Raw genomic sequence first — 26,793 nt, 5'->3', positions numbered from 1 at the left:
TTGAGTTATCACGTGCCTGTTGTGACATACTGCGGCGCGCTCCACGCGGTCATTTGCGACAGCATGGTGTCTTAGCGAGGAAGGCCGCACGATCTGCGTTCGGGGCTCCTCCCAGAGGGACTTCCTCCAGTTACGGCAAGAATCCCTTAACCATCTGTTCAATCCAGCGTGGTACCAATCCCCCGTAATCCATTTGCTTGCGGAAGACCTTTTTGTGGCTGATATCCAAGACGAATTGCTGGTGAGCGCCTGCGAGCAGATCTGGCAGCATGGACATCCGGCCTACATCAAGAGCAGCGAGATGCGCTTTCTCGCGGTCAATGCGGCTTATGCCAGCCTCTTCAACCTGGATGCGTCGGAAATCGTAGGCAGCCGCGGGGACGATATCGGCGAGACGACGGGTCACGAGGAGCGCGAGGAGCATGAGCGGCGCTGCCTGATTTTCGGTTCAGAGGAAACCGCGCGCTACTTCCATCCGTTCGGCGGCGGAAGCTACGTTATCTCCATGCGAAGAGAACGCCTTTCCGAGGACTTTTCGATCCTCGTGGGCATCTTTACCCCGTCCGAGGCCGCGCTTGGCAGCGCGCTCGGTCTTGCCGCAAACGACAGCCGGGCCGTTTCGACACGTTCGGCGCATGTCCGTCCGGTGGCGTCCGGGCTGAGGGAACCGATCGACCTTTTCGCACAGCAGGATCAAAGCGGGGGTGACGTACCTCCCGAGAGCGACCCGTCGGTGCAGCAGGAGGCTTGCTCGCAAACCGGCATTCACGCGGCCCTCGACGTGATGGGGGCAGGGGTTGCCGTGTTCACGGTGGACAACCGGCTTGCCTATGCCAACCGGAGCATGCGGGAATTCTACCGCGTGCTGGTCGGCGATGCCGTCGATGGCCCGCTCGACCTTTCGACCATTGCGACGGCGCTTTGTGATCTCGAACTGTCGGCTGGCCCCGTGTCCGAGGAGGCAAGGTCCGCCTGGATTTCGTCCAGGATGGCGAAGTACGATCTGCCCCTTTTCGAAACGGTCAACCGTTCCCCCGGTGGCTGGATGCGTCTCGTCACGCAACGCCGACCCGACGGTACGCTTGTCGCACTCAGGTTCGATGTCACGGTGGCCAAGGAGACGGAAGGCCGCCTGCAGCAGCTCTCCCAGGATATCAGCCTCTATCGGGCGCTGCTCGACGAGCTGCCGGTCGCGAGCTTCGTACGGGACGACCAGCAGCGCCTGATCTTCGCCAACCGCGCGTTCCTCGACCTGTCCGGCAAGTCCGCCGAGGAGATCCTCGGGAAGACGGCCATCGAGATGTACCCGGATCGGGGCGAGATCGTCTATCGCGAGAGCCAGGCCGTTTTCGACACAGGAGACCTGCTCGAGTCCGAAATCGAATTCGCCCGCGGAGATGGCAGCACCGTGCCGGCGATCGCCCGGCTTTGCCGGGTCACCACCATCGATGACAAGAACTACCTGATCGGTTCCGTCACCAATACCTCGGTCCTCAAGAAGCGCGAGCACCAGCTGATCGAGGCGCAACAGCATGCCGAGGTGATCAAGTCCGATCTCGAGAACATCGTGGAGTCTCTCCATGTCGGCGTTCTGGTGGTGGACGAGAACGATACGATTGAGCTGGTCAACGGCGCGTTCGAGGGACTGTGGAACGATGAACTACCCGCAATCAAGGGTGAGCATTTCGACGTCCTCCTCAGCTACCAGCAGCAGCACGCCGCCATAGCGCCGTCGCCCGGCGAGCCTACGGAAGACGCGCAGCGTCGCCTGCAAACCATCCGTTCTGGCAACTTCGCCAGGCGCGAAGTTGCATATCTCAACGGCCGCACGCTGATCGAGGCCGGTCAGCCCATTTCCAACGGCCGATGCCTTCTGACCTACATCGACATAACCGAGCGCCGGGAACGCGAACGCGAGGTGCTCGAGACGCGCAGTGCGCTCGAGAATGTCGGCAATCTGATGGAAGATGCGCTGTCGTCGATAGGCCAGGGCCTCCTGATCGTGGATTCCGGCCGCGTTGTGCTCGCCAACGAGGCTCTCCATGCGATGGTCGACTTCTCCGACCATCTCCTGCGCCCCGGCGCGGACTTCGACGACATCTTCCGCGAATGCGAGGCACGCGAACTCGTCGGCCTGATCGGCGACGAAAGGATCGAGGCGCGGGATTTCCCGTCCGTGATCCGGCCCGATCGCCACGTCTCCATGGTGCTCAATACCCGAGACAATCGCTGGCTACAGCTCGATGCCACGCCAACCGGCGATGGCCGCCTCGTTCTCGTGGTCTCCGATATCACTGAACTCAAGATCCGCGAGGAGCAGCTTCAGCAGCTCGTCGTGCGCGCGGAGAACGCCGACAAGGCGAAGTCGGAATTCCTGGCCAACATGAGCCACGAAATTCGCACGCCGATGAACGGCGTGCTGGGGATGGCGGAGCTGCTCGCGAAGTCGGATCTCGACACGCGCCAGAAGACATTCATCGACATCATCGTGAAATCCGGCAATGCGCTTCTCACGATCATCAACGACATCCTCGACTTCTCGAAGCTGGATGCCGGGCAGATGGCGCTCCGCAAGGTGCCGTTCAACGTCGTGGAGGCCGTAGAGGACGTCGCCTCGCTTCTCTCTGCGAAAGCGGCGGAAAAGGATATCGAGCTAGTGGTGCGCGGAGCGGCCGAGATGGCGGCAAGCGTTATCGGGGATGCCGGGCGGTTCCGTCAGATTGTCACCAACCTCGTCGGCAATGCCGTCAAGTTCACCGACCGCGGACACGTGCTGATCGACATGAGTGCGACGACCGACGACGAGGGGAGCGGCGTCATCGCCACCATCAGGGTCGAAGACAGCGGTGCCGGCATTCCGGCCGACAAGCTCGCATCCATCTTCGACAAGTTTTCGCAGGTCGATTCCTCCTCGACGCGACGCCATGAGGGAACCGGCCTTGGCCTTGCGATCACCAACGGGCTTGTCCGTCTCTTCGGCGGCACGCTCGAAGTCGAAAGCGAGGTCGGAAAGAGGTCCGTCTTTACCGTCTCGCTTCCGATGGGAGTTGCGCAGGCTTCACCCCGACCCGGCGGATTGCCGGCCGGCATCGCCGGTGCGCGTGTCCTCGTCATCGACCAGCACGAGATGACGCGCGATTCGACCCATCGCCTGCTCTCGGAACTCGGATTCGATGCGACAGCCGTGGCCACGGGCGAGGAGGGTATCGCCCTGCTGACGACGGCGAGGGAGATGGGCGTCACCGTGGATGCCGTCATCCTGGATTTCCAGGCTGGTGCAGGAAGTGCCTCGATCGTCAACGCGATCCGCGAACAGGAAGCATGCGCGGAGGTGTCGATCATCGCTCTCACCTCGATGAACATTCCCTCGGATGACAAGCTGTTTGACCTTCTCGATATCCAGGCCCACCTGATGAAGCCGGTCCGGACGGATCTCTTGCGCGAGACGGTCTGTGAAGTCATTCGTGCCGGTCGCAACAGGACGGCCATCGTATCCGCGCCATCGCCGTCGGGTGCCGTGGCAGCGTCCTCACCCGCCGCGACCGCCGAAGTGATCACGCTGCGCAATGGAGCCCGCGCTGGCGTGGACGTCCTCGTGGCCGAGGACAACGAGGTCAACCAGATCCTCTTCACGCAACTTCTCGAGGAAGCCGGCCTGAGTTTCCATATCGTGGCGAATGGGCGCGAGGCCGTGGAGGCCTATCAGAGCCTGAAGCCGGGCATGATCCTGATGGACGTGTCCATGCCGGTGATGAACGGCCACCAGGCGAGCCGAGAAATTCGCGCGCTGGAGGCAACGACCGGCCACCATGTTCCGATCGTGGCGGTCACCGCGCATGTGCTCGACGGCGATCGCGAAGAATGCGCGGCTGCCGGAATGGACGACTATCTCGCCAAGCCGATCAGCATGGAGCGGCTCGAGCAGAAGATCCGGCGCTGGCTGGATCCCGTCAGATTGGAAGCCGACAAGGTCGCGACGCTTCACTGAGGTCCAGCGATATCAGGGCGCCACCGCCTTGAGCCCGCAGAGCATTTCACGCTTGCCCGCAAAACCCTTGCGCCGCTCCACGGCGAAACCCGCCGTCGAAAGGTTGCGGCGAACGAAACCGGCCGCGGCATAGGTTGCGAAGCTTCCGCCTTGGGCGGTGTGGCCGAAGACCTCGCCCATCAGTTCGTCGGACCACATGTCGGGGTTTCTCGATGGCGCAAAACCATCCAGATACCAGGCGTCGAACACGAGGTCGCTCAGCCGCAGGTTTTCCAGCGCCGGACCACATACGACTGTAAGGACGGTTTGCTCGTCGAGCGCAAGGTTGACCTCGCCCGTGGGATCGGCGGGCCACTGACCGGTCAATGCCGCACGCTCCGCATCGATTTCCGGCCACCGCGAAAGCGCCCGGTCGATTTCGGTGTTCGACATCGGGTATCGCTCGAAGGAAACGAAGCGCAGCATCCCGCCAGGTACACGTGTCGCGCGCCACTGTCGCCATGTCTCGCAGAAGTTCAGTCCTGTGCCGAAGCCAAGCTCGCCGATGGTGAAGAGCGAGGGGCGACACCAGCGCGCTGGTAAGCCATTGCCGCCGAGGAAGACATGGTCGCATTCCCGGCGTCCATCGGTGCGGCAATAAAAGTGATCGCCAAATTCTCGTGAATAGGGCATATCGCCCTCGTGCCATTCGAGGGTCTGCCCGCTCGGCGCGGCCGTATTGAGGAGATCGTGCTCAGCCATGACCAATGCCGATAGTCGCACGAAGGCTCCGGGTCAACAGGCGCCGGACGTGCTGGTCGTCGGCGGCGGCGTCATGGGGTTGTGGGCCGCCGTCATGGCAGCGCGGAGAGGGCTTTCCGTCGAGATCGTAGACAGGGCGACGATCGGTTCCGGCGCGAGCGGCGGAGTGCTGGGCGCGCTCATGTCGCACCTCCCGGACCGATGGAACGAGAAGAAGCAGTTCCAGTTCGACGCCCTCGTGTCGCTGCCGCGGGAGATTGCCCACCTCGAACGTGAGACCGGTCTTTCGGCCGGTTACCGTCGGTCGGGGCGGCTGATTCCCCTTCCCAAGCCACACCTCAGAGATCTTGCGCTCGGCCATAGCCGCGATGCCGGCGACAGCTGGGCCCAGGGATCGGCAACATTCGGCTTCAACGTTCTCGAGCAGGTGCCGATGCCCGGTTGGCCGGCGGAGGAGGTCGCGGCTTGCGGGCTGGTGCATGACGAGCTCGCCGCTCGCGTTGCGCCGAGAAGACTTCTCGCCCTGCTTCGCGCCGCGCTGGAGATGATGCCGAACGTCGCCATCCGAGAGAACACGGGCGTCGCCCGGGTGGATTCGCCCGGTGGCACCGCCGTCCTTGAAGACGGTACCAGCAGGCGCTTCGGTCATCTTGTCCTTGCTGCGGGCACTTCGAGTTTCGATCTATTACGGTCGATGGCTCCGCCCCTGCCTAGGCCCTTGGGTGTGGGCGTGAAGGGGCAGGCAGCGCTCTTTAAGGCGGCCGTCGACCCGTCGATGCCGGTGATCTTCTTCGATGGCCTCTATATTGTGCCGCACGAAGACGGTCATGTGGCAGTCGGCAGCACGAGCGAGAACACGTATACCGATCCGGCAGGCACGGACGGCCAGCTGGAAGGTTTGATCGATGAGGCTCGGCGGGTGGCACCGCTGCTGGAAAAGGCCGAGGTGGTCGAAAGATGGGCCGGCCTGCGACCAAAGGCGATCGGCCGCGATCCGATGGCTGGAAGGCATCCGGACCTGCACAATGTCAGTCTGCTCACCGGGGGCTTCAAGATCAGCTTCGGCATCGCCCACGAGCTTGCACGGGCGGTCATTGCCGGAATCGAGAACGGCAGCCCCGAGGGGCTGCCGCCGTCGTTCGCGGTTGGCTCACACCTCAAGGCTGCAAGCCGCGCGCCGGAGAAAAGATGAATTACATCCAATAGGGCGGCACGCCGTAGTAGTCGTGGATGACCTTGCCATTCTTGCGGTCCCACTCGTACTCCGCTTCGCTCTCGTAGTGCGGTGCGTTTTCAACCTGCTCCTTGGTAACGTCGATACGATAGCCTCCGAGGCTCTCATCGTAGTTGAGTTTGCCCCAGGGCAACGGATAGTGATCGTGCCCAATCCCAAGGAAGCCGCCGAAGCTCAGGACGGCGTAAGAGACGTGGCCGCTCCGCTTGTCGAGGATGAGGCGTTCGACCGAACCTATGTGCCTGCCGTCTGCGCCGTAGACGCTCGTACCCTCGACCTTGTCACTCGCAATGAGCTCCGATGTTTCCCTGATGCTCGCGTCCTGCATGGTCATGAGTGTCTCCTTCTTGTTTTGCTGAAGTAGAACGGGGGGATCCGGCAATTGTTCCCCGCAATTGCAGTGAAACGACAGGCACTCCCGTTCTCCCGATCAGCAGAATTGGTGATGGGCGCTTCGTGAAGCTGTCATGCAAATCACCTAGCCCTTCTCCCCAATGCGAAGAATACGATCCGGGGACGAGGATAACCCATGCGATACGCGATATACTTCACGCCGCCCGTGCACCATCCTTTGTCGGTGGCCGCGGCGGCGTGGCTTGGGCGCAACGCCTTTTCCGGCGAGCTGGTGGACGCGCCGCCCCTGCGTGGGCTCACCGTCCAGGAGCTGGCCTACTATACGGCGCTTCCGCGCCGCTACGGTTTCCATGCCAGCCTCAAGGCGCCCTTTCGTCTCGCGGAGGGAATGACCGAAGCAATGCTGCTCAAGGAGCTCATGCTGTTTGCAGGTGCCATGGAGCCGTTTCATCTGGCGCCGATGGAGATCGTCCGCTGCGGCGACAGCTATGGACTGGCGCCAGCGCTGCCTGATTCCTCGATGAGCCTGCTGGCGGCAAAGGTGGTGCAGACTTTCGATGCCTTTCGCGCGCCTCTCAGCGAGGCGGAAATCGAGCGGCGCGATCCCGACAGCCTCACGGCCCCGCAGTTCGCCAACCTCCACCGCTGGGGTGATCCGCACGTGATGGACGAGTATCGCTTCCAAATGAGCCTCACCGGAACGGTCGGTCCGAGCGACGGGGCCCGTGTCGTGCAGGCGTTGCGCGAACAGTTCGCCGCCGCGGCGTGCCTGCCGCTCGAGGTGTCGAGCATTGCCCTCTTCGTAGAGGAGGAGACAGGCTCGCCTTTCCGGGTCCACTCGCTCCATCCGATCGGCCGCGTCGACAGCCGGCGGATCGCCTGAGACGCTTCGGCCCCCGTTCCAGTGTCCTTTGGATGCCAGCAATTTCGCCTCGACATTCCGATCGCGGATGATACCGTTCGGCGAAACCGGCAAGGGCAGACAGATGGCAGACAAGACTTATCCGCGCGAACTCGTTGGCTACGGACGGACTCCCCCTGAGGTGCGTTGGCCGGGCGATGCGCGGATCGCGGTGCAGTTCGTGGTGAACTACGAGGAGGGGGCGAGAGCTGCGTTCTGGACGGAGATCCGGCATCCGAATGCCTCCTGTCGGAGATCGTCGGCGCACAGCCCTGGGCGGGCCAGCGCAATCTCAACATGGAATCCATCTACGAATACGGGTCGCGCGCCGGCTTCTGGCGGCTGTGGCGGCTTTTCACCAGCCGCAATGTGCCTGTGACCGTCTATGGCGTGACGCTTGCGATGGCCCGCAACCCGGAAGCCGTTACGGCGATGAAGGAGGCAGACTGGGAAATCGCGAGCCACGGCTACCGTTGGCTCGAGTACAAGGACTTTCCGGAGGACGTCGAACGCTGGCATATTCAAGAGGCGGTGCGGCTTCACAAGGAACTGACCGGGTCTCACCCCTCGGCATGTACCAGGGAAAGCCCTCTCAGAATACGTTGCGTCTGGTGATGGAGGAAGGGGGCTTCGTCTACTCGTCGGATTCCTATGCCGACGATCTCCCTTACTGGGTTCCGGGACTGGACAAGGAGCCCTTCCTCATCATCCCCTATACGCTCGAGACGAACGACATGCGCTTTGCGACGCCGCAGGGTTTCAACTCGGGCGACCAGTTCTTCACCTATCTCAAGGACGCCTTCGACGTGCTCTATGAAGAGGGCAGGGAGGGCAGCCCGAAGATGCTGAACGTCGGTCTGCATTGCCGCCTTGTGGGACGGCCCGGGCGGGCTGCCTCCCTTGCGCGGTTCGTCGATTATGTGCTCGGTCACGAGAAGGTCTGGGTTCCTCGCCGCATAGACATCGCGCGCCATTGGCATGCGCATCACAAGCCTGAGAGCACCAACGAATGACGACGCGCAAGCAGTTCATCGACCGCTTTGGAGGCGTTTTCGAACATTCGCCCTGGATCGCCGAGCGCGCATTCGACGCGGGCGCACCGGCAGAACCCTTCACGTCGGGTGCAATCCACAAGGCGCTCTCGGCGCAGTTCCGTGCCGCCTCACGAGACGAGCAGCTTGGCGTCCTTCGCGCGCATCCGGACCTCGCGGGCAAGCTCGCGATCGCCGGCGAACTGACGGAGGACAGCCGCAACGAACAGGCGGGCGCTGGGCTCGATCGGCTGAGCAAGGCGGAGCACGCACGCTTCACCGAACTCAACAGCGCCTATGTTGGACAGTTCGGCTTTCCCTTCATCATTGCCGTAAAAGGGCTGACGAAGGATGACATTCTTTCGGCCTTCGAAGCGCGGATCGGCAATGGCCGCGATCAGGAGTTCGAGACGGCAAAGGCGCAGGTCGAGAAGATCGCGTTGCTGCGGCTGACCGCCTTGCTTCCCGGAGGCGGAGATGCCTGACCGCGGCACGAGCGGCCTCCCGCCGATTGCATTGTCCATCCGCCCTTTGACCAGGGAAGCGTTCGCCCCGTTCGGAACGGTCATCGAGGCGGACCCGTCGACCATGCGCCACATCAACGGCGGCACGACGGAGCGCTATCATGCACTGGCCGAGGCAGAAGTGGCGGGGGCGGATGCACGGGTGATCATCAACATCTTCCGTGGCAGCCCGCGCGCTTTTCCCTATACGGTCGACATGATGGAACGCCATCCGCTGGGCAGCCAGAGCTTTTCGCCGATCGACAACCGGCCCTGGCTAGTAGTCGTCTCGGAAGATGAGAACGGGCGGCCGGGAGTGCCGCAGGTGTTTCTCGCCACCGGCCGGCAGGGCGTCAACTATCGCCGCAATGTCTGGCATCACCCGCTGATGGCTCTCGGTGCCGCCAGCGACTTTCTCGTCGTCGATCGAAGCAGCTCCAGCGCAAACCTTGAGGAGTTCTTCTACGACAGGCCCTTCGTTATCGAGCATCCGGGAGCAACTTCATGACCAAGGCGGGACGCCTCACCACCCACGTTCTCGATACGTCACTCGGCAAGCCGGCGGAGGGTTTGACGATCGAGCTGTTCTGGCTGGAGAACGGCGACCGCCAGCGGATCACAACGGTGAAAACCAATGCGGATGGCCGTGTCGATGCGCCGCTGGTGGAGGGCGTCGGCTTCATGGCGGGCGTGTACGAACTGGTATTTCACGCCGGTGATTATCTCCGCCGGACCGGCTCGGATGTGCCGGAACCTGCGTTCCTGGACCTCATCCCGCTTCGCTTCGGCGTCGCCGATCCCTCCAGCCACTACCACGTGCCTCTGTTGCTATCGGCCTATGGCTATTCGACCTACCGGGGAAGCTGAGGCGACCCCTATCGGTACGCTCGGAAATCGCGCTCTCTTCCGGGATGATGGAGCGTGAGGAAGTTGTAGAACTTCCGTTAGGTAAACTTTCCGCAAATAGTATACTTATTTATGTTGACTCATAGAGTCATGTTTCATAAAACGCCCTCATAGGGTTGGTCTTCTCGCCAGACGTGCGTGCGCCGGTCACCTGATCGTCTCATGACGATTCGGGGCGATTTGCCGTGAGCTTCATTCTGGTGTCGGCGGGCCGCCTCCGGCCTGCAATTACGGGCCGGCCGACTAGTCCAATGGGGGAGAAGGTAGAGTTTCTCAACCTTCTCAGTGTTTAGGGAACAGATTATGGCGACCACCACGATGATCACGATCGATGCTTCAGCGTTTTCTTCGATCGATTTCAATCAGTTTCTTTACGACTATTTCGCTTCCGCCGGGGCATCTTCCTACAAGTTCTATGGCGGTACCGTGGATACCTTCTATGGTCGTCCCTATTTCATGAACGGTTCGCAAATCGGCATGACGTACGGAACCACGAGCAATCAGGTTGTCGTAGAAGGTGCCGATCTCGCCTACAACTTCATCCACTACGGAAACGGCGTTCATTCGATCACCGGCTCGGTCGATACGCTGACGTTCGGCTCCTATGACTCGGGCACGACCTACACCGAAACGTCAACGACCCGTTCGGAACTGACAGGTGTCATCCCCGGATTGGTCATCTCCGGTCTCGACCTCTATGCCGCCGCGGGTTCGGCAACCACGTACAACATCGCCGACGGCACGGGTAACCTCGTCCACGCGCTTTACGATGCACTTACGGGCGCTGGCACCAGCACCGCATCGGTAGATGCGCTCTACGCCTTGCTCGGGCTTTCCGCCCAGCACTTCCTCGGCACCACTGGCAACGACAACTATACCGGTACGATCTTTGACGACCTCATCGAGGGCAACGGCGGTAACGACACCATCGACGGCGGAGACGGAAACGACACCTTCGTAGTAAGCGGAAACCTTTCCGCCTTCACGGTGACCAACAACGGCAATGGAACGTTCTCGGTCGGAAACGGAACCTGGACCGCGACGCTCACCAACATCGAATCCATCACCTTCAACGACGGCAGCCTCAACATCGCCGAAACCCCTTCCAACCTCTCCATTTCCAAGAGCAAGGTGGCTGAAAATTCTGCGAAGGGTACGGTTGTCGCGACCGTTTCCGCGGTCGATCCGAACGGCGATACCCTGACCTACACCCTTACGAACAATGCGGGCGGTCGGTTTGCGCTCGTAACGAAGAACGGCGTCACGCAACTCGTCGTCAACGGTGTGCTCGATCATGAGGCTTCCGCTTCCTACGACGTCACGATCAAGGTCAGCGACGGTATAAACTCGCAGACCAAGACCTTCGCGATCGGAGTCACCGACGTCAACGAAGCGCCAACCGACATCACCTTGTCGAAGAACTCCGTTGCAGAAGATGCCAAGGTCGGATCGACCGTCGCCGTCCTCAGCGCGACGGATCCGGATGGCGATGCGATCAGCTACAGCCTGTCGTCCAATCCTGGCGGTTTCTTCGAGATCAAGGGCAACAAGCTCATCCTCGCAAAGGAGCTGAACTACGAGGACAGCACGTCCCAGACCATCAAGATCGTCGCGAAGGACGCAGACGGCCTGTCGAGCTCCACCTCGGTCAAGATCGGTGTCACCGACGTTCTCGATATCGTCGCGGGTTCCAGCAAGGCCGATATCCTGAAGGGTGACAGTGGCGCCGATAAGATCTCCGGTTATGCCGGAAACGACAAGCTCTATGGCTACGCTGGCGATGACCAGCTGTTCGGAGGTCTAGGTAAAGACTATCTGGATGGCGGAAACGGGGACGATATGCTCTTTGGCGGGGCCGGCAACGACACGCTTCTCGGCGGCGCTGGAAACGACGTGCTCGAGGGCGGAAACGGCAAGGACGTGCTGAAGGGCGGCGCCGGGAACGACGAGCTCTACGGCGGCAAGGGAGCCGACAAGCTCTATGGTGGCGCCGGTGCGGATACCTTCGTGTTCCTGGCGGCGAGCGAATCCCGCGTGAATGGTGCTGGCAGGGACACGATCTTCGATTTCAACGGAAAAGAGGGCGATCGCATCGATCTTTCGGATTTCGATGCGAACAGCGTCGAGCGTGGGATGCAGGACTTTACCTACATCGGGAAGAACGCGTTCTCCGGCGAGGCCGGTGAGCTTCGTGTCACGAAGGCTCTCGGCAATACGCTGATTAGCGGTGACACGGATGGAGACGGTCTGGCGGACTTCGCCATCGCGCTTGCCGGAGCGGTGAACGTTCGCGAAAGCTACTTCCTGTTCTAATCTCGCAGCTTACGAGAAAGGGCCGCGCCGTCGGAAGACGGCGCGGCCCTTCTCATTTTCCTGTTCAAATAGGAATGGTCACTATCAGGTCAGAGCGCTCTTCATCGGCGCGCCTGCCACATAAGTCTCGTGGATTGCACGATCGTCCCCCATCGTCTGGAGGAGAAACAGCTCCTCCGTCAACGAACGCACGACTTCCATCTTCAGCGCCATCGCGGGCGTCGCGGAGGCGTCGAGAACCACGAGATCCGCATCGGTTCCGGGTTCGAGCGTGCCGATGCAGTGGGCGAGTGAAAGCGCCTCGGCATTGCCGAGTGTCATGTGGTAGAAACTTTCGAAGGGATTGAGCCGCTCACCCAGCAGCTGCTGGATCTTGTAGGCTTCGTCCATTGTCTTCAGCATCGAATAGCTCGTTCCGCCGCCAACGTCGGTCGCGACACCCATGCGCACACCCTTCTCGCGCCGTGCCAGCGCTTTCAAGGGGAACAGTCCCGAGCCCAGGAAGAGGTTGGATGTCGGGCAGTGGACAGCGACGGCCCCGGTTTCGCTCATGGCATCGGCTTCGCGGTCCGAAAGATGAATGCAGTGTCCGAACAGGCTCTTGCGCCCGAGGAGCCCGTAGCGGGCATAGACATCCGTGTAGTCCACCGCTTCGGGATAGAGATCGAGCGTAAAGCTGATTTCGTCGTGGTTTTCCGAGAGATGCGTCTGGATGTGCAGATCCGGGAATTCGCGGGCGAGCGTCGCCGTTGCCTCCATCTGCGCCGGCGTCGAGGTGATGGCGAAGCGCGGCGTGATCGCCACATGGTTGCGGCCCTTGCCGTGCCACTCCTCGATGACTGCCCGGGTCTCGTCGTAGCCCATCTGCGCGGTGTCGAGCAGACCCTGCGGAGCGTTGCGATCCATCATCACCTTGCCGCCGACCATGCACATGCCGCGCTTCAGCGCTTCGGCGAAGTAGGCGTCGGCCGAGGCCTTGTGGACGGAACAGTAGGCGACCGCAGTCGTGGTGCCGTGGCGGATCATTTCGTCGTAGAAGTGGGTCGCGATACGCTCGGAATGCGCCCGCTCCACGAACCGGCACTCCTCCGGAAAGGTGTAGGTGTTCAGCCACTCGAGCAGGTTGGCGGCGTAGGAGCCGACGACCTGCATCTGCGGGAAATGGAGGTGCGTGTCGATAAGACCGGGCAGGATCAGGAAGGGGCGATGGTCCACCGTTTCGACATCGGCCGGGGCCAGGGCTGCGACATTGGCATAACTTCCGGCCGCGGCGATCTTGCCGTCTTCGATAAGCAGGCCGCCGTCCTCCTCGTATCGGTAGCTGCCGCGATCGTCGACGCTGTCCGGTCGGCGGAGGAAACTGAGGAGGCGCGCGCGCAGAAGTCTGGTTGTCATCGGGATGTCGTTCCTGTTACCGCGCTTTCGAACCAGGCGACGAGCAGCCTGCGTTCCTCCGGCGTCATGTCGGTGACGTTGCCGGGCGGCATCGCGTGGCTGCGCCCTGCCTGGATATAGATCTCCCGGGCGTGGGCGGCAATCTCCGCATCGTTCTCGAACACGACGTCTTTCGGCGCCGCACGCAGGCCTTCCCAGACGGGTTCCGCAGCGTGGCACATCGAGCAGCGGCTTGCGACAAGGTCCCTTACCGCGGGGAAATGCGCATTCTCTGCAAACTTCTGGAAGACCGGCGCGATCGCGGCATCGGCATTTTCGCCTGTCAGCACCTTGGGCGCCGTCGACAGCCACATGATGATCACGAAGAGGATGGCAGTGGCAAGCCACGTCCAGGTAGGGCGGCCCTTGCGGGCGTGGGTGGTGTTGAACCAGTGGCGGATGGTGACGCCCATCAGGAACACCAGCGCTGCAATGACCCAGTTGAAGGCCGTCGCAAAAGCCAGCGGATAGTGGTTCGACAGCATGAAGAAGATGACTGGCAGCGTCAGGTAGTTGTTGTGGAGCGAGCGCTGCTTGGCGATTACCCCGTATTTCGGGTCGGGCGTGCGCCCTGCGATCAGGTCTGCGACGACGATCTTCTGGTTGGGAATGATGATGAAGAAGACATTGGCGGACATGATCGTCGCCGTGAAGGCGCCAAGATGCAGGAAGGCGGCGCGGCCGGTGAAGACCTGCGTATAGCCCCAGGCCATGGCCACAAGCACGATATAGAGGAGCAGCATCAGCCCCCAGGTATTCTTGCCGATCGGTGACTTGCACAGAAGGTCGTAGAGGATCCAGCCGAGACCGAGGGAGCCGAGCGAAATCAGGATCGCGGTCGTCGCCGACACGTCGAGCACCTGCCGGTCGATCAGAAACAGGTCCGCACCGCCGTAATAGACGAGACAGAGCATGGCGAAGCCGGACATCCATGTGGCGTAGGACTCCCACTTGAACCAGGTGAGATGTTCCGGCATCGAGGCGGGTGCGACCAGGTACTTCTGAATGTGATAGAAGCCGCCGCCATGCACCTGCCACTCCTCGCCGTAGGCGCCTACGGGCAGGTGGTCGCGCTTCACGAGCCCGAGGTCGAGCGCGATGAAGTAGAAGGACGATCCGATCCAGGCGATGGCGGTGATGACGTGGAGCCAGCGGACCGCGAAGGAGATCCACTCCCAGGCGATGGCGTATTCGTACATTCAGTTCCCCTTTCTATCCCCCCACATCGCACATTGCGAGAATTTCGAAGGCGAGGAAAGGGTAGATTGCATTCCCCGATCGCGATTGCCCAGCTTTGAATCGGTAAGGGGATGCTGGTGACTGCGGGCAATCCGCCCGTCGCAGCCGGGGCCGTATCCTCTCATTCGGCGACACGAAATTCGGCGAGCATCCAGTCGCGGAAGGCGCGGATCTTTGGCACGTTCCGGCGTGCTTCCGGATAGGCGAGCCAGTAATCGCGCCCGTCATTGCAGGTGATGTCGAACGGTTGATAGAGACGACCGCCTGCCACGTCATCACGGAAATGGTCAGGATTGAGAATGGCAACACCCTGTCCGGCCATCGCCACTCCCGCGTCGAACGTCTGCGTTCCGAGTTCGTTGGCGGGGAAGCGCTCGAGCTTCGGGTCGTCGATCCCTGCCGCGGCGAACCATTGCCGCCACCACGGGTCACGGGCGCTGATGATCGGTAGCTTCAGGAGGTCTGCGGGTTCATGTATGCCGCCGACCTCTTCGGCCAGCTTCGGGCTCAGCATCGGCGTAAAATCCAGCCGCATGACCCGGTGCGACACCAGCCCCGGCCAATCGCCCTTGCCCCAGCGGATCGCCACGTCCGCGGGTTCCTGGTTGAAATCGATCACCGCCTGCGAAGTCGAAAGGCGCACGGCGATCTTCGGATGCTTGAGCTGGAAGGAGCCGAGGGTCCGGGTCATCCACTGTTGTGCAAAGGTCGGCGTGGAGTGGATATGGAGCATCTCCTCCACTTCCTCGCGTACGGCCGCCATGGCCTCGGCGAGAAGGGAAAACCCCTGCGTCACCTTCGGCGCAAGACGTTCGCCCTTGTCGGTGAGCGCGATCTGGCGAGGCAATCGCAGGAAAAGAGGTTCTCCGATGTTCTCCTCGAGAAGCTTGATCTGGTAGCTGACGGCGGTCTGGGTCATGCCCAGCTCTTCACCAGCCTTGGTGAAACTGCCGAGCCGCGCCACGGCCTCGAACACGCGCAGCGCATTCAGCGGAAACTGTCTCGACATTTTCATGGATAAGTTCTCTTGATGCGTCCAGACGGATGTTCGATTGGAATTTCATCACTTTTGGGTGCACCTTGCAAATACATTCATCAGATCAACAGGTGCAATCATGGCGTATCAATCCTCGCAGATCATACCTGAATGCCAACAGCCGAGTGACCGTCGCTGGCTGACGGCCTTTGCAGGCTGGATTGCAAGTCTTCGCACGCCTTACCCGCGCCTCGACGTCGAAGCGATCGACGATCACATGAAGCGGGACCTTGGTTTCAAGGACGGTCGAGATCCGCGCTACGACCGCTCGCTCGCGCGGTAGGTGCTGATCGCGGTCAGGATTTCCGCCGCCGTCATCGCCGCGATGACCTCGGGACGTTTGTCATGGACCGCCTTGCCGCCGATGGGCAGGACCAGCCCTTCGGCCATCGATCGTTCTGCGCCCTCTTGCTCCAGCCAGCTGGCAAAACTCGCCCGCTTGGTTTTTGAGCCGATCATGCCGACATAGGCGAGATCGGTTCTCGCAAGGGCCTCGCGCGCGATGAGGAAATCGAGGGCGTGGTCATGGGTGATGATGACGACGGCAGAACCTGCCGGAATGTCGGAGACCATCGCTTCAGGCATGGCGGCAAGGCGGCCGTGCACCTCGAAGGTCAGGAGGTCGAGCTCGACCTGGCGCGTTTCCACGACGAAGACCTGCAGCGGCAGCAGGATAAGCGCGTCCGAGAGCGCGCGGCCCACGTGCCCCGCACCGAAGAGCCATACCTGCGGCTCGGCCTGCTCGCGTGCCTTTAGCTTTCGCAACAAGGCCGAACGGGCTTCGTCATCGCCGATGGTGAAGCGGAGTGCCACGCGACCGCCGCAGCATTGGCCGATGTCAGGGCCGAGCGGCACGTCGAGCGACTTCTCGCCGCCCGCTTCGGCCAGCAGCTTGCGCGCGTTCTCGATGGCGATGAATTCGAGCCGGCCACCGCCGATCGTGCCGTAGACATCCGTCGGTGCCACGAGCATGAATGCGTCTTCGTCGCGGGGAGTGGATCCTCTGACCTCGGCGATCTCCACGATCACCAGCCGGTACTCACGCGCGAGGAAGGCGTCGAGACTGTCTTGCAGGTAGTTCATTCTTTCAAAGGACTTTCAATCTTTCTATGGCCATCAGCACCCGCTCCGGCGTCGCGGGTGCGTCGAGCCTTGGGCAATGGCGATATTCGGCGACGCTCGCAATTGCCATGGAGAGGGCCTCCAGGACGGAAATCGCCAGCATGAAGGGCGGTTCACCGACCGCTTTCGAGCGGCCTATCGTCGGCTCGGCGTTCTCCGCCCATTCGGCCAGGCGGACGTTGAAGATTTTCGGCCGGTCCGAGGCCAGCGGGATCTTGTAGGTCGAGGGGGCGTGGGTTCTCAACCTTCCCTTGGCGTCCCACCATAGCTCCTCGGTCGTCAGCCATCCCATGCCCTGAACGAAGGCGCCTTCGACCTGACCCTTGTCGATGGCCGGATTGAGCGACTTGCCCACGTCGTGCAGGATATCCACCCGGTCGACAACATACTCGCCCGTCAGCGTGTCGATGGAAACTTCCGACACGGCTGCACCATAGGCGAAGTAGTAGAAGGGCGTGCCCATGCCCTTGGCGCGGTCCCAGTGGATCTTCGGGGTCTTGTAGAAACCCGCCGCAGAAAGCTGGACGCGGGCCATGTAGGCCTGCTTGATGAAGTCCGGAAACGGGATCAAGGTCTCGCCCACGCGCACGTGGTGGGGCACGAAGGCGACCTCTTCGGCAGCGACATTCCACTTCGCTGCGGCAAAGGCGACCAGCCGTTCCTTGATCTGGCGGGCGGCATCGTAGGCGGCCATTCCGTTGAGGTCGGACCCCGAGGAGGCGGCGGTGGCCGAGGAGTTAGGGACCTTCGCAGTGGTTGTTGCCGTGATCTTCACGCGGGAGATATCGACCTGGAAGGCATCGGCCAGCACCTGCGCCACCTTGGTGAACAGGCCCTGGCCCATTTCCGTGCCGCCATGGTTCAGGTGGATGGAACCGTCCTGATAGACGTGAACGAGCGCGCCCGCCTGATTGTACCAGGTGGCCGTGAAGGAGATGCCGAACTTCACGGGGTAAGCGCAATACCCTTGCGAACCACGCGGCTCGTGCGATTGAAGTTGACGATCGCCTCGCGGCGCGCCCGATAGTCGCTGGACTGCTCGAGCTCTTCAACGATGCGCAGGGCAATGTTGTCCTCGACCGTCTGGTGATAGGGGGTAACGTCTCGCCCGGAACCTGCCTCCCCGTAGAAGTTTGCCTTGCGGATATCGAGCGGATCCTTGCCCAGTGCATAGGCGATCTCCTCGATCATTCGCTCACCGCCGACCATGCCCTGGGGACCGCCGAAGCCGCGGAATGCGGTGTTGGAAACGGTATGGGTCTTGAGGGGTTGCGAGGTCAGCTTCACGTGCGGATAGAAGTAGGCGTTGTCGGCATGGAAAAGGGCCCGGTCGGTGACGGGTCCCGAAAGGTCGGAGGAATAGCCGCAGCGGGCGGCGTAGTTGGCCTTGACGGCGTGAATGCGGCCGTCTTCGTGGAAGCCTGCATCGTATTGCACGAGGAAATCGTGGCGCTTGCCGGTCGCCGTCATGTCCTCGTCGCGGTCGGGCCGGAATTTCACCGGGCGCTTCAGCCTCTTCGCGGCCACGGCCGCGAGCGCGGCAAACTGGTTGCCTTGCGTTTCCTTGCCGCCGAAGCCGCCGCCCATGCGCCGGACCTGCACGGTCACAGCATTGGAGGGAACGCCGAGCACGTGGCTGACCATGTGCTGGACCTCGCTCGGATGCTGGGTGGAAGACCAGACGGTAACCTCGTCGTCCTCTCCGGGGATCGCGAAGGCGATGTGGCTCTCCAGATAGAAATGCTCCTGCCCGCCGATGCGCATCTCGCCCGACAGCCTTCTCGGCGCTTTTGCGAGCTCCGTCTCGGCATCGCCGCGCGACAGGGTGAGCGGTTCGGTCACAAGCTGGGCGCCGTTAGCCAGCGCGTCCGCCACATCGGTCAGGTGCGGCAGGTCGCGGTATTCGATCTTTGCCAGCCGTGCCGCGCGCCGCGCAGCCTCACGCGTCTCGGCGACGACCGCGAAAACGGCCTGTCCGTGAAACTCCACCTTGCCTTCCGCCAGTACCGGCTCATCGTCGCGGTGAGAGGGGCTGATGTCGTTGACGCCGGGCATGTCGCGGCCCGTCATCACCCAGACGACACCGGGATAGGCCTCGACGGCGGAGAGATCCATCGACAGGATCTCGGCATGGGCGCGGTCACTCATGCCGAGCGCTGCGTGAAGCGTGCCTTCCGGTTCGGGAATGTCGTCGATGTAGTCTGCCTCGCCGGTGACGTGCTTGTGCGCGGAATCGTGGCGCAGCGAGGAATGCACTGGCGCGGAGATCGTCTTGCGATCGTCGAATGTAGATCGGTCCATCAGCCCTCACCTCCGGGCGCGAAGCGCCCTATCATCCCGAGCGCAGGGGAAGCGCATGATATATCTTTGGGCTGCCGGCCGTTCATGCCACCACCTCGTAGCGCACGACCTGCGCAGTCTCTCCCTGGCTCTCCAGGAAGAACCGCGTCAGCAGGTTCTTGGCCGCGAGCAAGCGATATTCGGCCGTGGCCCGCCAATCGGTAAGCGGAGAAAAGTCCTTCTCGAACTGCGCGCGAGCGGCAAGGACCGTTTCCTCTGTCCAAGCCTTGCCCGTAAGTGCCGCCTCCACATTGGCAGCCCGTTTTGGAATTCCGGCCATGCCGCCGAAACAGATGACTGCCTTCGTCACCGTTCCGTTGTCGGAAACGGCGATGCGGAACGCACCGCAGAGGGCGGAAATATCCTCGTCGCGGCGCTTGGAAACTTTGTAGACGGCGAAGCGCTCGGCGGAAGGAAGCGCAGGCACGAAAACGCTCTCAACGAACTCGCCGCTCCGTCGATCCTGCTTGCCGTAGTCGATGAAATACGACTCGAGCGGAATTTCCCGGCGTCCTTGTTTCGAGCGCAGCGTCAGGATCGCGCCAAGCGCAATGAGCGGCGGCGGGGTATCGCCGATCGGTGATCCGTTGGCGATGTTGCCGCCGATCGTTCCCATGTTGCGCACCTGCTCTCCACCGATTCGCTCGATGAGAGTGCGTAGCGCCGGGACTGCCTTCGACAGGGCTGCAAAGGCCTGGCTGTAGGTCACGCCTGCGCCGATCCGGACACCTTCGTCGGAAACCTCGATGGCCTGAAGCTCCTGGAGGTGGTTGATGAAGATCACTGGATTAAGATCTCGCATCTGCTTGGTGACCCAGAGGCCGACATCGGTCGAGCCGGCAATGACGGTCGCATTCGGCTCGTCAGCGAGAGCGTCCGCGAGATCGCCGACGGAGCCCGGGATGATGATCCGGCCGTCGCCATCGCTCACGCGTATCGAGGACTGCGGCTGAAGCGCCGAAAGCTTGGAACTGATTTCCGCCCGTGTCCTCACGATCGGATCGAAAACTGCGCTTGGCCGCGCCGCGGCGACGGCCTCGGCTGCGGCGACGATCGGCTCGTACCCCGTGCATCGACAGAGATTGCCCTGCAGGGTCCGCTCGATCTCGGCCCGGCTCGGCCGGTCATTCGTGAGCCACAGGCCGTAGAGAGACATCACGATGCCGGGTGTGCAGAAGCCACACTGTGATCCGTGAAAGTCGGCCATCGCCTGCTGCACCGGATGAAGCGTGCCGTCCTTGCCTGCGAGATGCTCGACCGTGACGACATGGGTGGCGTTCATCGAGCCGAGTAACCGGATGCAGGCGTTGACGCCTTCATAGACGAGTTCGCCATCGAGCAGCCGTCCGATCAGAACCGTGCAGGCGCCGCAGTCGCCTTCCGCGCATCCCTCCTTCGTTCCCGTAAGCCGCCGGCGCAAGCGCAGCCAGTCGAGCAGGGTTCGCGTGGGAGGCACGTGGCGGAGCACGACGTCTTCGCCGTTCAGGATGAAACGTATGCTGTCGTCGTCAGTGCTCATGCCGTTCCTTCTGTGTTGCGGTCACTGTGCCGTCCAGCCGCCGTCGATGGAGATGTGTGTGCCGGTAATCGACTTTGCTTCGTCGCTCGCCAGAAACAGCGCTGTGGCGGCAATTTCCTCGACGGCGACGAACTCCCGCGTCGGCTGGAATTTCAGCATGACCTCCGACTTCACCTCGGCCTCGGTGATACCACGAGCTTTTGCCGTATCCGGAATCTGCTTCTCGACGAGTGGCGTCAGCACATAACCGGGGCATATCGCGTTTGCCGTGATGCCGCTCTCGGCAAGCTCCAGCGCGACCGTCTTGGTCAAGCCCATTATACCATGCTTGGCAGCCACATAGGCGGATTTGAAGGGTGAAGCCACCAGGCCGTGCGCGGAGGCTATGTTGATTATGCGCCCCTTGCCCTTTTCCTTCATGGCGGGGACTGCCGCGCGGATCGTGTGGAAGGAACTCGAAAGGTTGATGGCAATGATCTGGTCCCACTTCTCGACCGGGAAGTCCTCGATCTTCTCGACATGCTGGATGCCGGCATTGTTGACGAGCACGTCGACACCGCCGAAGGTCGAGATTGCGGTCGCGACCAGATCCGCGATCTCCGCTGGCTTGGTCATGTCGGCGGGGTGGTAGAGGATCTTTCCTTCGCCGAGCGCGTCGAGGCGCGACGTGATTTCCCCGATCTCCGATTCTGTCCCGAAGCCGTTGATGACGACGTTCGCGCCGGTCTTGGCAAAGGCGGTGGCGATTGCCAGTCCAATGCCGCTGGTGGAGCCGGTGACGACGACGGTTCTCATGGATTCTTCTCCTACCTCTATCCGCTTCTGCGCTGCCAATGCTGGTTGCGTTGCAGCAGCCTACGCGCAAAGCTCGGCGTATGACAATTGCGTTTTTCCATCCCGTCCCGTGCATTCAGGGCAAAGGAGATTTTCGTTTTGTTTTCCTTTGACATTCGTTTTGATGTCGTATTGAAAGATTTCAAGGCCGTGGGAGCGGCAGGAGAGGGAGGGTTTGAATGGGCGGATTTGTTCTAGCAATCGACCAGGGCACGACTTCCACACGTGCGATCGTGTTCAGCGATGCGGAGAAGATCGCGGGTGCGGGCCAGAAGGAGTTCACGCAGATTTTCCCCCGGTCCGGCTGGGTGGAGCACGACCCCGAAGAGATCTGGGAGAGTGTGCTCTGGTCTGTCCGTGAAGCGCTCAAGCAGGCGAAAATCTCCGCCTCGGACATCTCCGCCATCGGCATTACCAACCAGCGCGAAACGGTCGTCGTGTGGGACAGGGAAACCGGCAAGCCGATCCACAATGCGATCGTCTGGCAGGACCGCCGTACCGCCTCCTATTGCGAAAAGCTGAAGAAGCAGGGTCTTGAAAAGACCTTCGTCAAGAAGACCGGTCTGTTGCTCGACCCCTATTTTTCCGGGACCAAGCTTTCATGGGCGCTTGCCAACGTGAAGGGTGCAAGGGCGCGTGCGGCAAAGGGTGAGCTCTGCTTCGGTACGATCGATACGTTTCTGATCTGGCGGCTCACGGGTGGTAAGTCATTCGTTACGGACGCGACCAATGCCAGCCGCACGCTGATGTACAACATCGCGACCAATGCCTGGGACGAGGAATTGCTCGAGATCCTCCGCGTTCCCCCGCCATGCTGCCGGAGGTGCTGGACTGCGCCGCGGATTTCGGTGTCACCGACAAGGTCTGGTTCGGCGCGGAGGTACCGATCCTCGGTGTTGCCGGCGACCAGCAGGCGGCGACCATCGGGCAGGCTTGCTTCGAACCCGGAATGCTGAAGTCCACCTACGGCACCGGATGCTTCGCGCTCCTCAACACCGGCACCGACATCGTGCGCTCGAAGAACCGGCTTCTGACGACGATCGCCTATCGGCTGGACGGCGAGACGACCTATGCGTTGGAGGGATCGATCTTCATTGCGGGGGCCGCGGTGCAATGGCTGCGGGACGGGCTGAAGATGATCGAGGCCGCGCCCCACACCGGAGAACTTGCCGCCAAGGCGGACCCGACGCAGGAGGTCTATCTCGTTCCGGCCTTCACGGGGCTCGGCGCGCCCTATTGGGATCCGGATGCACGGGCTGCCATCTATGGCATGACGCGAAATACCGGCCCTGCGGAGTTCGCCCGCGCCGCTTTGGAAGCCGTCTGCTACCAGACCCGGGACCTTCTCGACGCGATGCACAAGGACTGGAAGGCGACGACCAAGGAGACCGTGCTGCGCGTGGACGGCGGGATGGTCGCCTCGGACTGGACCATGCAGCGGCTCTCCGACATCCTCGACGCTCCCGTCGACAGGCCGACGATCCGCGAAACCACGGCCCTTGGGGCGGCCTGGCTCGCGGGACATCGCGCCGGCGTATGGCCCGGCCGCAAGGCTTTTGCCAAATCATGGGCACGGGACAGGCGGTTCGAACCGGACATGGACGACAAGACGCGGGCGACGAAGATCCGGGGCTGGAAGGACGCGGTGAGGCGGACGCTCGTCACCGGGTAGCGATCTCCGCACGACGCACCAGGTCGAGGCCCGATCCCGTTATGTAGACGGTCGCTTACCTGCTCTCGCCAATCGATTAGTTTGTGCTAAGATTGCTGCCAAGTTGGCGGATCGACGGATCAGCGGCTTGAACCATTGGCGGAAGGTTGGTGCCCTCTTTCCCCTGATGGCGGGGTGGAGTCCAGTCGGTGTATCCGACGATTTGAGGTCCCAATGAGGCAACTTTGTATTGCTTTGCTTCTCGCGTCGGTGCTCGCAACGACGGGGTCGATAATTACCCATGCACAGGATTGGAAGATCAGGGAACGCTTCCTTCCGCCCTCGGCGGGGGCGAGCGAGGAGTTTCGGCGGATCCTCTCGCAGACGCCGGCCCCCGACGTGACCGCAGCCGTCGCCAGGGTTCCGAAATCGATGGAGGAGTGGCAAGCCAGCATCAAGGAGCAGGCCTCCAAGGATGATGCAGCCGCGATCGAGCTGGCGCATACGCTCAACGTCAGGATCCTGGAGGAAAACATCGGCGGCGTGACCATCCACCGCCTCGACCCGCGCAGGCTCACCCCGGACCATAAGACCCATCTTTTCGTCTATATTCACGGGGGCGATTTCGTTCGGGGCAAGGGGATCGGCGGAACTATCGAAGGGATCGGGATCGCCGCTTCGGCCGGCATCCGGGTGATTTCCATCGACTACCGCATGCCGCCCGAGTTTCCCGCGCCGACCGCGATGAACGACATCATGACCGTGTGGCAGGAACTGGTAAAACGCACGCCCCCGGCTTCGATCATTCTCGGCGGAACGTCCGCCGGGGCAAATCTCGCGCTTGTCGCTGCGCTTCGCATGAAGGACCTCGACCTCGCGCTGCCCGGAGCGCTCTTCCTCGGCGCGCCCCAGGTCTTCCTCGACAAGAAAGGCGACAGCCAGTACCTGATGGAAGGCGTCGACCGGAACACGGTCACCTGGGACGCGGAGCCGGCAGCGGCCCTCAGCCTCTATGTCGGGACGATGCGTTACGAGGATCCCTACATCTCGCCTCTCTACGGCAACTTCCAGGGCTTTCCACCGACCTACCTCATTACCGGCACGCGAGACATGATGCTGAGCGATACCGCGCTGATCCATCGCAAGCTGAGGCGGGCAGGGGTCGAGGCCGACCTCAACGTCTATGAGGGGCAGTCGCGCGGCGACTATGCGGTCGCCTTCGAAACGCCCGAAGCGCAGGAGCATCTGAAGGAACTGAACGCGTTCATGACGCGCCACCTCGAGTAACGCTCTGAGCTTGACGCAGTCCGCGCCCACCTGCCTTTCGGTTCCGGTCCCATTCTTCCGATTTTTTCCATGCGCCCTGTCGGTGATGGGGGTACTCATTCGTCTTCAGCAAGACAGGAGTGACCCATGCTGTATGCCGTGCTGTGCTATAATTCCGAAGATGTCGTCTGCGCCTGGAGCAAGGACCAGGACGACAAGGTGATGGCCGATCTCGCAGTCGTCGAGAAGAAGTATGCAGATCAGGGCCGGCTCGGCCCCGTCGCGCGCCTGATGCCGACGACATCTGCGACAACCGTGCGCAAGGGCGCCGGCGAGACCTTTGTCCTCGACGGGCCTTTTGCGGAAACCAAGGAACAGTTTCTCGGGTTCTTCATTGTCGATGTCGAAACGCTCGACGAGGCCATCGAGTTCGCCCGGGAACTTTCGGTCGCCAATCCCGGTACGGGCGCCTACGAGATCCGTCCGCTGCGTATCTTCAAACCGGGCGGAGGGGCGAATTGAGCGAGCTGGTCTGGATCGATCTGGCGCTGACATCGGCGCGGCCACAGGTGATGGGGGCCTTGCTGCGCTACTTCCGCAGCCTCGATCTGGCCGAAGAAGCGTTTCAGGAGGCATGCCTGCGGGCGTTGAAGACATGGCCTGACAAGGGCCCGCCGCGCGATCCCGCCGCCTGGCTCATTTTTGTCGGGAGAAACAGCGGCATCGACCAGGTGCGCAAGCGCGCGAGACAGCAGCCACTTCCGCCGGAGGAGACGATATCGAACCTCGAAGACGCCGAGGGCGACCTGGCGGAACGGCTCGACGGTTCGCACTACCGTGACGACATCCTGCGGCTCCTGTTCGTCTGCTGTCATCCGGATCTGCCGACGACCCAGCAGCTGGCCCTGGCGCTTCGCATCGTGTCGGGGCTCACCGTAAAGCAGATTGCGCGCGCGTTCCTCGTCTCGGAGGCCGCCATGGAGCAGCGCATCACCCGCGCGAAGGCGAAGGTGGCGGCCGCGGGCATACCGTTCGAGACGCCCGATGCGATTGCCCGGGCAGAAAGACTAGGCATCGTCGCCTCGATGATCTACCTCGTGTTCAACGAAGGCTATTCCGCCGGTGAGGCACAGAGGGCCGAAGCGCCTTTCTGCGAAGAGGCGATCAGGCTTGCCCGTTTGCTGCTGCGGCTATTTCCGGCCGAACCTGAAGTCATGGGGCTTACCGCGCTCCTCCTGCTGCAGCATTCAAGGTTGAAGGCGCGCTTCGACGCCGGCGGCGAGATCGTTCTTCTCGAAGACCAGGATCGCGGGCTTTGGGACGGGCGTGCGATCAACGAGGCGCTGGCGCTCATCGACAAGGCGCTACGCCATCGAAGGCCCGGGCCTTTCCAGATCCAGGCGGCGATCGCCGCGCTGCATGCGCGCGCGGAAAAGACAGAGGACACCGACTGGCACGAGATCAACCTGCTCTACCTTTCGCTGGAACGCATGCAGCCATCGCCGGTCGCGACCCTCAACAGGGCGGTGGCCGTGTCCAAGCTCGAAGGACCGGAGGCAGCACTGGCCTTGATCGCGCCGCTGGAGGAGAGGCTTTCCGGATATTTCTACTTTCATGGATTGAAGGGCGGGCTTCTCAAGCAGGCCGGACGCGCGGAAGAGGCATGCCACGCCTTCGATCGGGCGATCGCGCTCGCCACTACACCGGCGGAAGCAGCGCATATCCGCCAGCACATCGATAGCCTTCGGGGCAGTTCCGGCGGGGCGAAGTAGAATTTTCCGCCCGGCTCTGTCGGAGCGCCGGTCCTTCCCGCGTCCTTGGGGCACAACCCGTATCGAAACCGAGGAGACTTCAGATGAACGCCACCACTGAGACGAAGCCGGCCAACAACCGCGAACTCGTGCTGACCCGGATTCTCGATGCCACGCCGGCGCAGCTCTTCAAGGCCTGGACGACGGCGGACCTCATCAAGCAGTGGTGGGCGCCGAAACCCTACCAGACTCCTGAAGTCGAGCTCGATGCGCGCCCCGGCGGAATGATGAAGACGCTGATGCTGGCTCCCGATGGGACCGAGCATCCGCACTCCGGCGTATTCCTCGAACTCGAGCAGGATCGCCGCATCGTTTTCACCGATGCCTTCGGCAAGGACTGGCTCCCCTCGCAAAAGCCCTTCATGGTGGCCGAGGTGATCCTCGAGGATCTCGGAGGAGGCAAGACCCGCTACACCGCCTACGCCCGCCACTGGACGGTGGAGGATTGCAAGGCACACGAGAAGATGGGTTTCCACGAGGGATGGGGCCAGGTCGCCGGACAGCTCGAGGCCGTAGCCTCGAAGCTCTAGAGCCGCGCCGTCGCCTCGCCATTGCGGTGCTGCGGAAAAC

At 62.1% G+C, this 26,793-nt stretch carries 20 protein-coding genes and 3 pseudogenes; 14 read left to right on the top strand and 9 right to left on the bottom strand.

From position 1 onward, the window contains the following. Positions 1–214: 214 nt before the first annotated feature. Complete coding sequence (locus tag F3Y30_RS18945) at positions 215–3,988, top strand: PAS-domain containing protein (RefSeq protein WP_203424225.1); 3,774 nt, start codon at positions 215–217, stop codon at positions 3,986–3,988. Between the two features lie 12 nt (positions 3,989–4,000). Here the strand turns inward: F3Y30_RS18945 and mnmD are convergent, their stop codons facing one another. Beyond that, positions 4,001–4,729 carry a tRNA (5-methylaminomethyl-2-thiouridine)(34)-methyltransferase MnmD gene (gene mnmD, locus F3Y30_RS18940; protein ID WP_203424224.1) on the bottom strand — a complete coding sequence of 243 codons (729 nt, stop codon included), beginning with the start codon at positions 4,727–4,729 and terminating at the stop codon, positions 4,001–4,003. On the opposite strand from mnmD, the gene F3Y30_RS18935 reads away from it, so the two are divergent. After that, positions 4,728–5,921 carry an FAD-dependent oxidoreductase gene (locus tag F3Y30_RS18935; RefSeq protein ID WP_203424223.1) on the top strand — a complete coding sequence of 398 codons (1,194 nt, stop codon included), beginning with the start codon at positions 4,728–4,730 and terminating at the stop codon, positions 5,919–5,921. The two genes, mnmD and F3Y30_RS18935, sit on opposite strands and share 2 nt — an antisense overlap. Position 5,922: 1 nt before the next feature. Here F3Y30_RS18935 and F3Y30_RS18930 read toward each other — a convergent pair whose 3' ends face one another. Next, a complete protein-coding gene (locus F3Y30_RS18930) occupies positions 5,923–6,297 on the bottom strand; it encodes a PRC-barrel domain-containing protein (RefSeq protein WP_203424222.1) in 375 nt (124 codons plus the stop codon). A gap of 195 nt (positions 6,298–6,492) precedes the next feature. On the opposite strand from F3Y30_RS18930, the gene F3Y30_RS18925 reads away from it, so the two are divergent. The 6 genes and pseudogenes from F3Y30_RS18925 to F3Y30_RS18900 all read left to right on the top strand — a co-directional run bounded on the left by F3Y30_RS18925 (position 6,493) and on the right by F3Y30_RS18900 (position 11,971). Beyond that, a complete protein-coding gene (locus tag F3Y30_RS18925; RefSeq protein WP_203424221.1) occupies positions 6,493–7,200 on the top strand; it encodes a DUF1045 domain-containing protein in 708 nt (235 codons plus the stop codon). A gap of 103 nt (positions 7,201–7,303) precedes the next feature. Continuing rightward, positions 7,304–8,231 (top strand): annotated as a pseudogene (gene puuE / locus F3Y30_RS18920) (allantoinase PuuE). Then, positions 8,228–8,734: a 2-oxo-4-hydroxy-4-carboxy-5-ureidoimidazoline decarboxylase gene (gene uraD / locus F3Y30_RS18915; RefSeq protein WP_203424220.1), complete on the top strand. Its 507-nt coding sequence runs from the start codon at positions 8,228–8,230 to the stop codon at positions 8,732–8,734. The pseudogene puuE and the gene uraD overlap by 4 nt, the downstream one beginning before the upstream one ends. Then, complete coding sequence (locus F3Y30_RS18910; protein ID WP_203424219.1) at positions 8,727–9,260, top strand: ureidoglycolate lyase; 534 nt, start codon at positions 8,727–8,729, stop codon at positions 9,258–9,260. The genes uraD and F3Y30_RS18910 overlap by 8 nt, the downstream gene beginning before the upstream one ends. Beyond that, the gene (gene uraH / locus F3Y30_RS18905) at positions 9,257–9,619 is read left to right on the top strand and encodes a hydroxyisourate hydrolase (RefSeq protein WP_203424218.1); all 363 of its coding nucleotides are present in this window, start codon (positions 9,257–9,259) and stop codon (positions 9,617–9,619) included. Before F3Y30_RS18910 ends, uraH begins: the two co-directional genes overlap by 4 nt. A gap of 342 nt (positions 9,620–9,961) precedes the next feature. After that, positions 9,962–11,971: a cadherin domain-containing protein gene (locus tag F3Y30_RS18900; protein ID WP_203424217.1), complete on the top strand. Its 2,010-nt coding sequence runs from the start codon at positions 9,962–9,964 to the stop codon at positions 11,969–11,971. An 84-nt stretch (positions 11,972–12,055) separates the two neighbouring features. Here F3Y30_RS18900 and guaD read toward each other — a convergent pair whose 3' ends face one another. The 3 genes from guaD to F3Y30_RS18885 form a co-directional block, all read right to left on the bottom strand. After that, complete coding sequence (gene guaD / locus F3Y30_RS18895; protein WP_203424216.1) at positions 12,056–13,366, bottom strand: guanine deaminase; 1,311 nt, start codon at positions 13,364–13,366, stop codon at positions 12,056–12,058. Continuing rightward, on the bottom strand, positions 13,363–14,604 hold the full coding sequence (puuD, locus tag F3Y30_RS18890; protein WP_203424215.1) for a urate hydroxylase PuuD: 1,242 nt from the start codon (positions 14,602–14,604) through the stop codon (positions 13,363–13,365). Before puuD ends, guaD begins: the two co-directional genes overlap by 4 nt. A gap of 161 nt (positions 14,605–14,765) precedes the next feature. Then, on the bottom strand, positions 14,766–15,659 hold the full coding sequence (locus tag F3Y30_RS18885) for a LysR substrate-binding domain-containing protein (protein ID WP_203424214.1): 894 nt from the start codon (positions 15,657–15,659) through the stop codon (positions 14,766–14,768). Positions 15,660–15,759: 100 nt separating this feature from the next. Here F3Y30_RS18885 and F3Y30_RS18880 point away from each other — a divergent pair, with 100 nt between their 5' ends. Then, the gene (locus F3Y30_RS18880; RefSeq protein ID WP_203424213.1) at positions 15,760–15,963 is read left to right on the top strand and encodes a hypothetical protein; all 204 of its coding nucleotides are present in this window, start codon (positions 15,760–15,762) and stop codon (positions 15,961–15,963) included. On the opposite strand, the gene xdhC is transcribed toward F3Y30_RS18880, so the two are convergent. The 4 genes and pseudogenes from xdhC to F3Y30_RS18860 form a co-directional block, all read right to left on the bottom strand. Beyond that, positions 15,939–16,763, bottom strand: a complete 825-nt coding sequence (gene xdhC / locus F3Y30_RS18875) for a xanthine dehydrogenase accessory protein XdhC (RefSeq protein ID WP_203424212.1) — start codon at positions 16,761–16,763, stop codon at positions 15,939–15,941. The two genes, F3Y30_RS18880 and xdhC, sit on opposite strands and share 25 nt — an antisense overlap. A gap of 4 nt (positions 16,764–16,767) precedes the next feature. Then, a pseudogene (gene xdhB / locus F3Y30_RS18870) lies at positions 16,768–19,103 on the bottom strand (xanthine dehydrogenase molybdopterin binding subunit). An 82-nt stretch (positions 19,104–19,185) separates the two neighbouring features. Then, the gene (xdhA, locus tag F3Y30_RS18865; RefSeq protein ID WP_203424211.1) at positions 19,186–20,661 is read right to left on the bottom strand and encodes a xanthine dehydrogenase small subunit; all 1,476 of its coding nucleotides are present in this window, start codon (positions 20,659–20,661) and stop codon (positions 19,186–19,188) included. 21 nt (positions 20,662–20,682) lie between these two features. After that, a complete protein-coding gene (locus tag F3Y30_RS18860; RefSeq protein WP_203424210.1) occupies positions 20,683–21,456 on the bottom strand; it encodes a 3-hydroxybutyrate dehydrogenase in 774 nt (257 codons plus the stop codon). Positions 21,457–21,674: 218 nt separating this feature from the next. Here F3Y30_RS18860 and glpK point away from each other — a divergent pair. The 5 genes and pseudogenes from glpK (at position 21,675) to F3Y30_RS18835 (ending at position 26,753) form a co-directional block, all read left to right on the top strand. After that, positions 21,675–23,167, top strand: a pseudogene (gene glpK, locus F3Y30_RS18855) (glycerol kinase GlpK). Between the two features lie 213 nt (positions 23,168–23,380). Continuing rightward, entirely contained in the window at positions 23,381–24,433 is a 1,053-nt protein-coding gene (locus F3Y30_RS18850; protein ID WP_203424209.1) for an alpha/beta hydrolase fold domain-containing protein, read from the top strand. A gap of 126 nt (positions 24,434–24,559) precedes the next feature. Next, a complete protein-coding gene (locus F3Y30_RS18845) occupies positions 24,560–24,934 on the top strand; it encodes a YciI family protein (RefSeq protein WP_203424208.1) in 375 nt (124 codons plus the stop codon). Continuing rightward, a complete protein-coding gene (locus tag F3Y30_RS18840; protein WP_203424207.1) occupies positions 24,931–26,184 on the top strand; it encodes an RNA polymerase sigma factor in 1,254 nt (417 codons plus the stop codon). The genes F3Y30_RS18845 and F3Y30_RS18840 overlap by 4 nt, the downstream gene beginning before the upstream one ends. 83 nt (positions 26,185–26,267) lie before the next feature. Next, positions 26,268–26,753, top strand: a complete 486-nt coding sequence (locus F3Y30_RS18835) for an SRPBCC family protein (RefSeq protein WP_203424206.1) — start codon at positions 26,268–26,270, stop codon at positions 26,751–26,753. The last annotated feature ends 40 nt before the right edge of the window (positions 26,754–26,793 follow it).

Source organism: Sinorhizobium sp. BG8 (genome assembly GCF_016864555.1).
GTDB lineage: Bacteria > Pseudomonadota > Alphaproteobacteria > Rhizobiales > Rhizobiaceae > BG8.
The sequence above is the reverse complement of the archived record's forward strand: the minus strand, read 5'-3'. Positions and strand labels throughout refer to the sequence as shown.